This is a genomic window from Solibacillus sp. FSL W8-0474, from assembly GCF_038004065.1.
Classification (GTDB): domain Bacteria; phylum Bacillota; class Bacilli; order Bacillales_A; family Planococcaceae; genus Solibacillus; species Solibacillus faecavium.
In genome coordinates, this window is sequence record NZ_JBBOQJ010000001.1 from 3,695,677 (window position 1) to 3,708,179 (window position 12,503).

The 12,503-nt window shown below is 40.7% G+C and carries 10 protein-coding genes and 2 rRNA genes; 1 reads left to right on the forward strand and 11 read right to left on the reverse strand.

Going from position 1 to position 12,503, the window contains the following annotated elements; all coding sequences use genetic code 11:
* Window positions 1-38 precede the first annotated feature (38 nt).
* From tatC to NYE67_RS18695, 3 genes are all read right to left on the reverse strand, one after another.
* On the reverse strand, window positions 39-860 hold the full coding sequence (gene tatC, locus NYE67_RS18685) for a twin-arginine translocase subunit TatC (protein WP_191701830.1): 822 nt from the start codon (window positions 858-860) through the stop codon (window positions 39-41).
* A 16-nt stretch (window positions 861-876) separates the two neighbouring features.
* Window positions 877-1,104, reverse strand: a complete 228-nt coding sequence (tatA, locus tag NYE67_RS18690) for a twin-arginine translocase TatA/TatE family subunit (protein WP_318245232.1) — start codon at window positions 1,102-1,104, stop codon at window positions 877-879.
* A gap of 83 nt (window positions 1,105-1,187) precedes the next feature.
* Entirely contained in the window at window positions 1,188-1,820 is a 633-nt protein-coding gene (locus tag NYE67_RS18695; RefSeq protein ID WP_191701832.1) for a redox-sensing transcriptional repressor Rex, read from the reverse strand.
* 213 nt (window positions 1,821-2,033) lie between these two features.
* Between NYE67_RS18695 and NYE67_RS18700 the strand changes: the two genes are divergently transcribed.
* Window positions 2,034-3,974, forward strand: a complete 1,941-nt coding sequence (locus NYE67_RS18700) for an ABC-F family ATP-binding cassette domain-containing protein (RefSeq protein ID WP_340730780.1) — start codon at window positions 2,034-2,036, stop codon at window positions 3,972-3,974.
* A 567-nt stretch (window positions 3,975-4,541) separates the two neighbouring features.
* Here the strand turns inward: NYE67_RS18700 and tsaD are convergent.
* From tsaD to NYE67_RS18740, 8 genes are all read right to left on the reverse strand, one after another.
* Window positions 4,542-5,555, reverse strand: a complete 1,014-nt coding sequence (tsaD, locus tag NYE67_RS18705) for a tRNA (adenosine(37)-N6)-threonylcarbamoyltransferase complex transferase subunit TsaD (RefSeq protein ID WP_340730781.1) — start codon at window positions 5,553-5,555, stop codon at window positions 4,542-4,544.
* Entirely contained in the window at window positions 5,555-5,998 is a 444-nt protein-coding gene (gene rimI, locus NYE67_RS18710; RefSeq protein ID WP_340726363.1) for a ribosomal protein S18-alanine N-acetyltransferase, read from the reverse strand. Before rimI ends, tsaD begins: the two co-directional genes overlap by 1 nt.
* The gene (tsaB, locus tag NYE67_RS18715; RefSeq protein WP_340726364.1) at window positions 5,998-6,702 is read right to left on the reverse strand and encodes a tRNA (adenosine(37)-N6)-threonylcarbamoyltransferase complex dimerization subunit type 1 TsaB; all 705 of its coding nucleotides are present in this window, start codon (window positions 6,700-6,702) and stop codon (window positions 5,998-6,000) included. Before tsaB ends, rimI begins: the two co-directional genes overlap by 1 nt.
* The gene (gene tsaE, locus NYE67_RS18720; RefSeq protein ID WP_340726365.1) at window positions 6,699-7,151 is read right to left on the reverse strand and encodes a tRNA (adenosine(37)-N6)-threonylcarbamoyltransferase complex ATPase subunit type 1 TsaE; all 453 of its coding nucleotides are present in this window, start codon (window positions 7,149-7,151) and stop codon (window positions 6,699-6,701) included. Before tsaE ends, tsaB begins: the two co-directional genes overlap by 4 nt.
* 153 nt (window positions 7,152-7,304) lie before the next feature.
* The gene (locus NYE67_RS18725; RefSeq protein ID WP_340726366.1) at window positions 7,305-7,643 is read right to left on the reverse strand and encodes a hypothetical protein; all 339 of its coding nucleotides are present in this window, start codon (window positions 7,641-7,643) and stop codon (window positions 7,305-7,307) included.
* Window positions 7,644-7,783: 140 nt separating this feature from the next.
* Entirely contained in the window at window positions 7,784-8,875 is a 1,092-nt protein-coding gene (locus NYE67_RS18730) for an NADH-dependent flavin oxidoreductase (protein WP_340726367.1), read from the reverse strand.
* A 391-nt stretch (window positions 8,876-9,266) separates the two neighbouring features.
* Window positions 9,267-9,382, reverse strand: a 5S ribosomal RNA gene (gene rrf / locus NYE67_RS18735).
* 99 nt (window positions 9,383-9,481) lie between these two features.
* Window positions 9,482-12,410, reverse strand: a 23S ribosomal RNA gene (locus tag NYE67_RS18740).
* Between the last annotated feature and the right edge of the window lie 93 nt (window positions 12,411-12,503).

Genomic DNA, 12,503 nt, shown 5'->3' on the forward strand with positions numbered 1-12,503 from the left:
AATAAAAAAAACGCTACCCCTTTTGATAGCGTTTTACCTTAACTATTCATTTGCTCCATTTGTCGACGTTGCTGTTCGAGTAACTCTTCTACTTGCAGCTCACGTTCACGTTCTTCCTCTTCTAATATGCGTTCCTTTTCGGCCGCTTCGTATTTCCGATAGCCGATACGTGAAATGACAATGCTGATCTCATATAAAATAAAAAGCGGAATCGCAATAATAATATTCGATACTAAATCAGGCGGTGCCAACAGTACTGAAATAACGATTAAAACAAAGTAGGCATACTTACGAAACTTTATCATGAGATTAGGATTAATAATACCAAGACGGGATATAAACAATGTAACAACAGGCAATTGAAATAGTATACCAAACGGTACTACCAGCTTGATTAAAAAAGAGAAGAATTCGTTAATACCAATTGTTTGTGTAATATTCAAGTCTGCCGATAAATCCGTCATAAAGCGCATAATAAACGGGAATAATATATAGTAGGCAAAGGCAATTCCTCCAATACCTAAAACAAATGCATAAGGGATATACTTCAAAGTCGCTTTACGTTCCATTTCATGCAAGCCAGGAGTAATAAAAGCCCATAGCTGATAAAGCAAAAGCGGAGACACAATGACTGCTGCCACAATAAAGGTTACTTGTAAATAAACAGTTAAAGGATCTGCCGGACTAAATGCATTCATGGAAAAACTAGCAGCTAAATCGCTACGTTGAATGTGTCGAATTAGTGGTTTAGCTGTATAAAACCCTACAAAAAGAGCCATTACAAAGAAAATCGCCACGAAAAACAAGCGCTTTCTAAGCTCCTCCATATGTTCAACTACAGTTAATTCTCTTGAATTCATAGTAAGACTTCCTTATTTACTTAACGTCATTTTTTTCATTATCTTTATGTTCAATAACTTTTTTCTTGTTATCAAAATCATCATCGTCATCTGTCAAGCCTTTCGTAGCGCTACGGAACTCGCGTAAAGTAGTCCCCATTGCACGACCTAATGATGGCAATTTTTTTGGTCCAAAAATTAATAAAGCAATAAGTCCAATGATAATTAGGCTCACCGGTCCAATCGCATTTAAATGCACAACCACTATAGCCACCTCCTCTATTATTATGTACATTTTACAGTAATTAACTAGAATTTGCTATTTATAGTAATGTGAACAATTTGTTACTAACCTGAATTTCGCACTAAATAAATAAGTGCCTGTAATTCTACCGATAAATCGATGTTCATTACTTTTAATGTATCAGGTACGGATAATCGTACAGGCGTGAAGTTTAAAATCCCTTTTGCATTCATTTTAACAAGACGGTCTGTCATCATTTGGGCAGATCGTGATGGGACAGTAAGAATGGCTAACTCTGCGCCAAATTCTTCATACATTTCCTCTAAACGATCTGGATGGAATACAGGGATGTCGCTAACTGTCGTTCCTTCAAGAGGTGCTTTCGTATCAAATGCGACAACAATACGTGTATTATGATTTTTTTGGAAATTATATTTTAGTAGACCATTCCCTAGGTTACCGACTCCTATTAACGCAACATTCATCGCTTCGTCCTGGTCCAATGTTTGACGGAAAAACTCTAGCAAATATTGTACGTCATAGCCATACCCCTTTTTACCGAGTGCCCCAAAATAAGAAAAATCACGTCGAATCGTTGCTGAATCTATTTTCATCGCATCACTTAATTCTTGTGATGAAATACGCTTTTTACCTTCATTTGAGAAGTTTTTTAAAAACCGATAATAAAGAGGAAGTCTTTTTGTCGTTGCTTGTGGAATTTTTATATCTGGTTTCACACATTCTCCTCCTATGTACATTTGAAAATTGTTAGGCCAACATTATGTTGGTCATTCAGGTGTTGCTACATAATCCAGCACTCTTTGTCTGAGCTCTCTAATTTGAGCAGAAGCAAGTTAATCTTACTAAACTACTAGCAACAAGTAAAGTATCCATCGTTGCGTACGATGTTCCCTTCCATTAAACTAAATAGGAGAAACTGAGGTGTAAAAATGATTGTCTTACAAGTAAATCAATTATATAAATCCTTTATTACCGATGAAATTTTAAGTGGTGTAAAGTTGGAAGTTCAACACCGTGATCGTATTGCATTAGTCGGTCGAAACGGTGCAGGGAAATCAACGTTATTAAAAATAATTGCCGGGCAAATGAGTTACGACTCAGGTGAAATTATTATTCCGAAAGATATACGACTCGGCTATTTGGAGCAACATGCAGGAATCGATTCAGAGCTATCAATTTGGGACGAAATGATGACAATTTTTTCAAGCCTACAAAATCAAGAACAGAAGCTGCGCCAGTTAGAAAAACAAATGGCAGATCCAAGCATCTATGAAAACACTGAACAATATACACGGGTTACTGGAGAATATGACCAATTACAGCATGACTTCAAAGATGCAGGTGGCTACCAATATGAAGCCGATACACGTTCCGTATTACATGGGATGCAGTTTTTCCCTGAGGACTATGATAAGCCGATTCGCTCACTTTCCGGCGGACAACGGACACGCCTAGCCCTTGCGAAGCTTCTTTTATCAAAGCCGGACTTACTGATTTTGGATGAACCGACAAACCATTTGGATATTGAGACATTGTCATGGCTAGAAGGGTATTTAAAAGGATATGAAGGTGCAATTTTAATCGTTTCCCATGACCGATACTTTTTAGACCAGGTCGTGTCGATCGTTTATGAAGTATCACGTACGAAAGTATCTAAATATGTTGGGAATTACAGTGGTTATTTAGAAGAAAAGGCAAAAAATTATGAGCGGGACTTAAAAATGTATGAACGCCAAATGGATGAAAAATCAAAGCTTGAAACATTCATTCAAAAAAACTTAGCACGTGCCTCGACAACCAAAATGGCACAGTCCCGTCGTAAAGTATTGGAAAAAACAAATTGGATGGACTCTCCGGATGGCGATGAAAAAAGTGCGAACTTTGGCTTTACTATTGAGCGTCAAAGTGGAAATGATGTACTATCCATTGATGATTTATCAATCGGCTTCTCCCAAAAGGAAATTTCGACAAATATTCGAATGCGCGTATTTAGGGAAGACCGCATTGCCCTTGTCGGACCGAATGGTGTCGGCAAGTCTACCTTATTAAAAACAATCGTTAAGGATATACAGGCAATTGCAGGAGATATTCGTTACGGTACGAATGTCCAAATTGGCTACTATGATCAGGAACAGGCAAAACTCCATTCCAATAAATCTGTATTAAGTGAACTTTGGGATGAATGGCCATTATTAAACGAAAAAGATATCCGCAATATTTTGGGGCGCTTCCTTTTTAGTGGCGATGACGTGGCGAAATCTGTAAACTCACTGTCCGGTGGCGAAAAAGCACGTCTTGCACTGGCAAAATTAATGATGCAAAAATCTAACTTTCTTGTACTAGATGAGCCTACAAACCATTTGGACTTAGACAGTAAAGAAATATTGGAAAATGCATTAATCGATTATCCAGGGACGCTTCTTTTCGTTTCACACGACCGTTACTTCATTAACCGGATCGCAACTAAAGTTATTGAACTATCCAGCACAGGTTCTTTTGAATATTTAGGAGACTATGACTATTATTTAGAGAAAAAAGAAGAACTTCAAGAGCTGGCTGCTATGCAAACACCTGCAACTGAAAAAAATGCGGCAGAAAAAAATACTCAAATGAAATCGACATCTATGATTGATAAAGATACGAAAAAGAGAGAACGCCAAATTCGCCGTGCTGTCGAGGAAATCGAAGTAAATATGGGTGCATTGGCTGACACTATTGCAACATTTGAAGAGCAACTTTGTGATCCTGCCATTTACTCAGACCACGAAAAAACATTATCGATACAATCTGAATTAAATGAAGTAAAGCAGCAACACGAGGAACTTGAGATGGAATGGCTTGAATTAAATGACGAACTAGAACAACTATAGTAAAGGAGTGTCCAAAAGAAATTTTGGGCACTCTTTTTTACTGTAGCCTCTTTTGTAAGTAACTCTAGTTCTCATTATTATTGTATAATACTAATTCTATAATTTTCCTATCTACATAATAATCATATATATAGGTCAATACGCCAAATTTCTACAAATTTCTCCACAATTTTATACACAATACAAATCTAGTTCTACCAACATATCAACATAGTTTTCCACATTATCCACAATTAAAATCAAAGTTATACACAATCCGATGTGAAAAAGACACCACTATATATAGATAAGTCACATGTTTTCCACAAGTTATTAACACTTTGTGCATAAGTACGCATGTTCGTACAACTTTTTTGTGATTAATTAACTTTATCTGTGGATAATTTTCAGAAAAATTCAACATTGAATAAAATCTTGTTATAAATGAGATTTATCTATCATAAATTATTAGTTTCGACTTTCTTATATTATTGCAATACACTAAAACAATTATCCCTTTATTTTTTCCCATAAAAAAGCATGATAGAACGGAAATAATATAATTCCGTTCTATCATGCTTTTGGTCCTTATTTCCAACTATTTAGTTCCATACCAGGACGGCCATTCATAGCTAAATCCCCACGAATACCTGCTTGATACATTTGATAGGCAGCTGCACCAATCATAGCAGCATTATCTGTACATAATTTTAACGGTGGTACGAAAAACGGAATACCTTCTTCTTTAAATGCTTTCTCCAATGCTGTACGTAGCCCTTTATTTGCCGATACGCCACCAGCTGCAATAACTTGCTTCACATGATATTCTCGTGCCGCGCGTACTGTTTTCGCTGTTAATACTTCCACAACACTATCTTGGAATCCTTTTGCGACTTTTTCAGGAATAATTTCTTCCCCGCGCTGATCCATATTATGCTTGTAATTAATAACAGCCGATTTTAAGCCACTAAAGCTAAAATCATAGGATCCTTCCTCCAACCAAACACGAGGAAAAGGTACAGCCTCAGTTGCTTCGTGAGCCAAACGATCAATATGGGGTCCACCTGGATATGGCATATTTAATACACGTGCTACTTTATCATAGGCTTCACCAGCCGCATCATCACGAGTTTCACCGATTACTCCAAATAAGCCATGTTCACGCATTAAGACCAGTTCAGTATGTCCGCCTGACACAACTAATGCTAACAATGGGAATTCCATCGGCTGTACTAAATTGTTTGCATAAATATGCCCTGCAATATGATGAGTTCCAATTAACGGTAAGCCGTGAACAAATGCAAAAGCTTTTGCCGCATTAATCCCGATTAATAAAGCTCCTACTAGACCTGGACCTTCTGTTACCGCTACAGCAGTTAAATCTTTTGGTTCCATATTTGCCTGATTTAATGCTTCTTCTAATACAATTGTTACCTGTTCTACATGATGGCGTGACGCAATTTCAGGTACAACACCTCCAAAGCGTTTATGACTGTCAATTTGCGATGACACGACATTTGAAATAATTTCTGTTCCATTTTTAATGATTGCTGCTGCCGTTTCATCACAGCTTGTCTCTATTGCTAATATATAGTTATCCATTATAATTTCACCCACATTACTAACGCATCTTCATGATTATCCGTATAGTAGCCTTTACGAAGCCCACCCTCTTGGAATCCAAGCTTGCGATATAAATTTTGTGCAACCGTATTTGTTACACGTACTTCTAAACTCATGACGTCCATATTAGCTTCTTTGGCTATTCGCATCGCCTCACGCATCAACCCTTCACCGATACCTTGACCACGTACAGAGTTCACAACAGCTACATTTGTGATTTGAGCTGCATCAATAACAAGCCAAATTCCACAAAAGCCGATAATGTCACCTGTCTCGTTTTCGGCTATTAAGTAATGAGAAAATTGATTTTCTGTCATTTCATAATAAAACGACTCCAACGTCCATGGTGTTGGAAATGTGGCAAGCTCTATTGCATGGACAGCTGGAACATCGTCAATCACCATTTTACGATACTGTACCATTAGTGTTGCTCCTTTTTTTGTTCCTTAATCCAGTTCGCTTCTGCTTCTGCAATACGGCGATATTGGGGAACAAATGTATGAGTGGATTCAATGTTCGGTAATGGCATTTGCTGAGCTAATGCTATTAGCTCGGAAGCTCTCGGTAAATCCATTGTATAAGGTGCTCTTATGGCTAAATCACCTAATACATGATGAATTTTTTCAAAGTATACTTCAACATCGCTCCCTATAAATAAAATTGGACGATTAAGTTGTTGAAGTTTAAGTAATAATCCGTCTATATGATCGTGATAATCTTCAATCACTGTATTTAAACTACCTGATTCATAAACCGCTGCATATACATTTTGACGGCGCGCATCGATTAAAGAACAAATCGCATAATTAGAAATACGGGCATTGGCAGCCAGCACTTTTAAGCTGGAAACTCCTACTAATGGTTTTTTTAGTGACCAAGCTAAAGTTTTGGCAAGGGTAACACCAATACGGACACCGGTATAGGAGCCAGGTCCTTCCGAAACAGCAACAGCCTCGATATCTGCTGGTACTAATCCTGCCTTTTTTATTACTTCTTCAATTGCGGGCATTGCTCCAACTGAATGTGTTAACTTTATATTTTGTACCACTTCTACTAGCACTTTATTTTCCTTTACTATTGCAACTGAAAGCGGTGCATTTGCTGTTTCAATTCCTAACCAAATCATTTTAATAACTCCTCACAAAGGCGAATATATTTTTCGCCAATTGGTTTCAATACAAATTTACGTTTCGTTTCATCAATACGTGTAATTTCTATTGCTAAACGTTCTTCTGGTAAATCCTCTTCAATCAAATGCGCCCATTCAACTACTGTTACCGCATCACCAAAAAAGATTTCCTCCCACCCTAAATCTTCATCGCTATCGGCTAAACGATAGACATCTAAATGGTTCAGTGGAATTCGTCCTTCATACTGTTTCATAATCGTAAAAGTTGGGCTATTAACTGTACGTTTTACACCAAGACCTTTTGCAAAGCTCTGTGTAAAAGTCGTTTTACCAGCACCTAAATCGCCTTCAAGCGTAATTGTATATTGAGATTGAACTAAACTCGCCAGCCTTATCGCAAGTGCTTGCGTCTCCTCAAGTGTTTCTATATATTTTTCGTATATCATTTAAAGTTGCTTCCTTCCACAAAAAAATCCATTACCTCTAGTTTACTTGAACTGAGGCAATTGTTCAAAATGTATCACTTTTAGATGGATGTTTACAGGATAAATCTATATAAAAAGAAAAATCTTATAAGCAAAATGCCTATAAGATCCATTTTAACGTGAAGAGTTACCTTTTCGTTCTACTATTTCTTTTTGGACTAAACCATCCTCTTTAAATTGCAGACGATAAGCCTGTGTCATTAAAAATTCATCATTCCATTCAAAAACTCCATTATCTATTTCTTCACCGGCACCTCCCGTAACCCTCACTACCTCCAGATACGACATACCTTCTTCCAGCTTATTAAATTCCTCTTCGTTCATGTACTTCTGCCACGTAAACGCATTACCTTCTTCAATTTCCAAAATTTCATCAGTACATGCAGAAACGAGCATCATTAGAAAGAAAACCAGACAAATAGATAGGTAGATAATAAAACCCTTTTTATTCATCAGTATCCCTCCTTTACTTATGTATATAGCGGACTTTTCCCGTAATATCGCACTATAAAACATTTCTGTAGCATAAAAAAGGTTTAGTAAAGGAATTCCCCTTTTACTAAACCTCTTGTAATAAACTAAATGAACTTTGATTAAAAACCTGGTACCCACCCTGGTCTAGATTGCAGTCTTTTCAGTAATGGGCTTGGAAGTACAGTATCAACGTTTTCATTGTATGCTGTATTAACCTTCTCTCCCTTTTGCACTTTTTCAACCCAGTGAGGTTCAATAAGTAATGCACGACCGAGCGCAACTAAATCTGACCCTAGCTGTAATGCATGCTCTGCCTCTTCAACAGTATAAATGGAACCAACACCAATTAAAGGTTTTCTTCCATCTAATAAGCTTTGAATAGCGGAGATACGATTTTGTTGTCCTTTTTCATAGCGGTGTGTCTCAGAGCGGAAATCACCAAGTGAAATATGCAAGTAAGTTAGCTCTGTTTTAGCTAATTCATCTACTAACATAATTGTATGATCCATCGTAATCCCATCTTCCTCTGGCTCTTCTGGACTGAATCGATAGCCAACTATGAACGACTCATCTGCATACATATTTTTATTCTTTAGAACTTCTTCCACTATCTCTAAAGGGAATCGCATACGTTTTTCAATGGTACCACCATATTCATCGGTTCTTTTATTTGTAAATGCTGAGTAGAATTGCTGAATTAAATACGTATTCGCTCCATGGATCTCAACACCATCAAAGCCTGCTTGAATTGCTCGTCTTGTTGCTTCTCCATATGCCTTAATAATTTGTTTCGTTTCATCGAGTGTTAATGGTCGAGCTTCATTTTTTTCTATTGTAATTGCTGCACTTGCGCTTACAACATCGCCATTTGGAACTAAGTGCTGAAGTGACTGACGACCGCCATGATGAATTTGCAGTACCGCCTTAGCACCACCTTGTTGAATAGCTTGTGCAATCCTTTGTAAGCTTGGGATATAGTGATCCTCATGAGCTGCTATTTGCCCCGGAAATGCCTTTCCATTTGCCGCAACATAAGCACATGCCGTAATAATCATGCCAGCTCCTGAAGCACGTTCTTTATAATAAGCAATCTCTTCATCAGAAACTGTATCATCTTCGTTAGCCGAATATGTTGTCATTGGGGCCATTACAAAACGATTTCTAAGTTCAATCTTTTCATTTAACTTAACCTTTTCAAAAAGTGCCTTCATTACTTTAATTCCTCCTTTTGCTATGACTATGACTTTAACTAAACAATCAATTATTTTCAAGCAACAGCTACTAAACTTATAAGTTTGCTTTTGGAGTGTTTTATATTGGCACTAGTGGATGGGGATATGATCCTGCCATCAACAGAAAATAAGATAAGATAAGCGACGTTTTTCCGGTTATTTGTAGATGGGCACTAGTTTAAGCTATAAATAAAGGTCAAATTTCCGGTTATTCATGGAAAAAGTGTGTGTAATTCTATTTTTGTGATCAATAGGCGGAATTCTTCCGTTTATTTTCGTCTTTTTATATTTTAATTTCTAAATAAGCGGAATTTCTCCCTCTATTTTTTGTCGACAAAAAAACCACTGAAAATTCAGTGGTTTTGCGTGTGCGAAGCGACGTCCTACTCTCACAGGGGGAAGCCCCCAACTACCATCGGCGCTAAAGAGCTTAACTTCCGTGTTCGGTATGGGAACGGGTGTGACCTCTTTGCCATCATCACTTCACTATTTTCGGCTTCCAATACAGCTTATGTCTTGGAACCCTTTGAAAGAATCATTCTTTCAAAACTGGATAAACGGTTCATTGAATTTGTGCAATAAAATGTGGTTAAGTCCTCGACCGATTAGTATTCGTCAGCTACATGCGTCACCGCACTTCCACCTCGAACCTATCTACCTGATCGTCTTTCAGGGGTCTTACTTACTTGCGTAATGGGAAATCTCATCTTGAGGGGGGCTTCATGCTTAGATGCTTTCAGCACTTATCCCGTCCACACATAGCTACCCAGCGATGCCTTTGGCAAGACAACTGGTACACCAGCGGTGTGTCCATCCCGGTCCTCTCGTACTAAGGACAGCTCCTCTCAAATTTCCTACGCCCACGACGGATAGGGACCGAACTGTCTCACGACGTTCTGAACCCAGCTCGCGTACCGCTTTAATGGGCGAACAGCCCAACCCTTGGGACCGACTACAGCCCCAGGATGCGATGAGCCGACATCGAGGTGCCAAACCTCCCCGTCGATGTGGACTCTTGGGGGAGATAAGCCTGTTATCCCCGGGGTAGCTTTTATCCGTTGAGCGATGGCCCTTCCATGCGGAACCACCGGATCACTAAGCCCGTCTTTCGACCCTGCTCGACTTGTAGGTCTCGCAGTCAAGCTCCCTTATGCCTTTACACTCTTCGAATGATTTCCAACCATTCTGAGGGAACCTTTGGGCGCCTCCGTTACTCTTTAGGAGGCGACCGCCCCAGTCAAACTGTCCGCCTGACACTGTCTCCTACCCCGCTAAGGGGCATGGGTTAGAAGTTCAATACAACCAGGGTAGTATCCCACCGACGCCTCCTCCGAAGCTGGCGCTCCGGGATCTCTGGCTCCTACCTATCCTGTACAAGTTGTACCAAAATTCAATATCAGGCTACAGTAAAGCTCCACGGGGTCTTTCCGTCCTGTCGCGGGTAACCTGCATCTTCACAGGTACTATAATTTCACCGAGTCTCTCGTTGAGACAGTGCCCAGATCGTTACGCCTTTCGTGCGGGTCGGAACTTACCCGACAAGGAATTTCGCTACCTTAGGACCGTTATAGTTACGGCCGCCGTTTACTGGGGCTTCAATTCACAGCTTCGCTTGCGCTAACCGCTCCTCTTAACCTTCCAGCACCGGGCAGGCGTCAGCCCCTATACGTCACCTTACGGTTTTGCAGAGACCTGTGTTTTTGCTAAACAGTCGCCTGGGCCTATTCACTGCGGCTTCTCTAGGCTATGCACCCAAAGAAGCACCCCTTCTCCCGAAGTTACGGGGTCATTTTGCCGAGTTCCTTAACGAGAGTTCTCTCGCACACCTTAGGATTCTCTCCTCGACTACCTGTGTCGGTTTGCGGTACGGGCACCTCTCACCTCGATAGAGGCTTTTCTTGGCAGTGTGAAATCAGGAACTTCGCTCTAAAGAGCTCGTCATCACAGCTCAACGTTATAGTATGCGGATTTGCCTACATACACGCCTTACTGCTTGAACACGCGCAACCAACGGCGTGCTTACCCTATCCTACTGCGTCCCCCCATTTCTCAAACGGTGAGGAGGTGGTACAGGAATATCAACCTGTTGTCCATCGCCTACGCCTATCGGCCTCGGCTTAGGTCCCGACTAACCCTGAGCGGACGAGCCTTCCTCAGGAAACCTTAGTCATACGGTGCATGGGATTCTCACCCATGTTTCGCTACTCATACCGGCATTCTCACTTCTAATCGCTCCACCAGTCCTTCCGGTCTGACTTCAACGCTATTAGAACGCTCTCCTACCACGCATACTCAAAGTATGCATCCACAGCTTCGGTGAATCGTTTAGCCCCGATACATTTTCGGCGCAGCGTCACTCGACCAGTGAGCTATTACGCACTCTTTAAATGATGGCTGCTTCTAAGCCAACATCCTGGTTGTCTAAGCAACGCCACATCCTTTTCCACTTAACGATTACTTGGGGACCTTAGCTGGTGGTCTGGGCTGTTTCCCTCTTGACTACGGATCTTATCACTCGCAGTCTGACTCCCGTGTATAAATATCCGGCATTCGGAGTTTGTCTGAATTCGGTAAAGCGAGATGCCCCCCTAGTCCAAACAGTGCTCTACCTCCGGTATTCTCAATCACGAGGCTAGCCCTAAAGCTATTTCGGAGAGAACCAGCTATCTCCAGGTTCGATTGGAATTTCTCCGCTACCCACACCTCATCCCCGCACTTTTCAACGTGCGTGGGTTCGGGCCTCCAGTGAGTGTTACCTCACCTTCACCCTGGACATGGGTAGATCACCTGGTTTCGGGTCTACGACCACGTACTAATTCGCCCTATTCAGACTCGCTTTCGCTGCGGCTCCGTCTTCTCAACTTAACCTCGCACGTAATCGTAACTCGCCGGTTCATTCTACAAAAGGCACGCTATCACCCATTAACGGGCTCTAACTACTTGTAGGCACACGGTTTCAGGATCTATTTCACTCCCCTTCCGGGGTGCTTTTCACCTTTCCCTCACGGTACTGGTTCACTATCGGTCACTAGGTAGTATTTAGCCTTGGGAGATGGTCCTCCCGGATTCCGACGGAATTTCACGTGTTCCGCCGTACTCAGGATACACTCTGGAGGGAATGAACTTTTGACTACAGGGCTTTTACCTTGTTTCGCGGACCTTTCCAAGTCGCTTCGTCTAACTCATTCTTTTGTAACTCCGTATAGAGTGTCCTACAACCCCAAAGAGCAAGCTCTTTGGTTTGGGCTCTTCCCGTTTCGCTCGCCGCTACTCAGGGAATCGAATTTTCTTTCTGTTCCTGCAGGTACTTAGATGTTTCAGTTCCCTGCGTCTGTCCTCATCACGCTATGTATTCACGTGTAGATACTATCCGATTAAAGATAGTGGGTTCCCCCATTCGGAAATCCCCGGATCAAAGCTTACTTACAGCTCCCCGAGGCATATCGGTGTTAGTGCCGTCCTTCATCGACTCCTAGTGCCAAGGCATCCACCGTGCGCCCTTATTAACTTAACCAAAAGTTAACACTTGGATAAAATCCAAGATTTAAGTTTACACGTCAATTGCTTGACTTGTTACATTTCTATAAAATAGAAATTTGTTTTATTG

What these genes read in the sequence shown, in the direction of transcription:
- rimI (WP_340726363.1), bottom strand. Translation starts at nt 5,998, where the DNA reads ATGGTACAGTATCGTAAAATGGTGATTGACGATGTTCCAGCTGTCCAT.
- tsaE (WP_340726365.1), bottom strand. Translation starts at nt 7,151, where the DNA reads ATGATATACGAAAAATATATAGAAACACTTGAGGAGACGCAAGCACTT.
- NYE67_RS18725 (WP_340726366.1), bottom strand. Translation starts at nt 7,643, where the DNA reads ATGAATAAAAAGGGTTTTATTATCTACCTATCTATTTGTCTGGTTTTC.
- tsaD (WP_340730781.1), bottom strand. Translation starts at nt 5,555, where the DNA reads ATGGATAACTATATATTAGCAATAGAGACAAGCTGTGATGAAACGGCA.
- tsaB (WP_340726364.1), bottom strand. Translation starts at nt 6,702, where the DNA reads ATGATTTGGTTAGGAATTGAAACAGCAAATGCACCGCTTTCAGTTGCA.
- tatC (WP_191701830.1), bottom strand. Translation starts at nt 860, where the DNA reads ATGAATTCAAGAGAATTAACTGTAGTTGAACATATGGAGGAGCTTAGA.
- NYE67_RS18730 (WP_340726367.1), bottom strand. Translation starts at nt 8,875, where the DNA reads ATGAAGGCACTTTTTGAAAAGGTTAAGTTAAATGAAAAGATTGAACTT.
- NYE67_RS18700 (WP_340730780.1), top strand. Translation starts at nt 2,034, where the DNA reads ATGATTGTCTTACAAGTAAATCAATTATATAAATCCTTTATTACCGAT.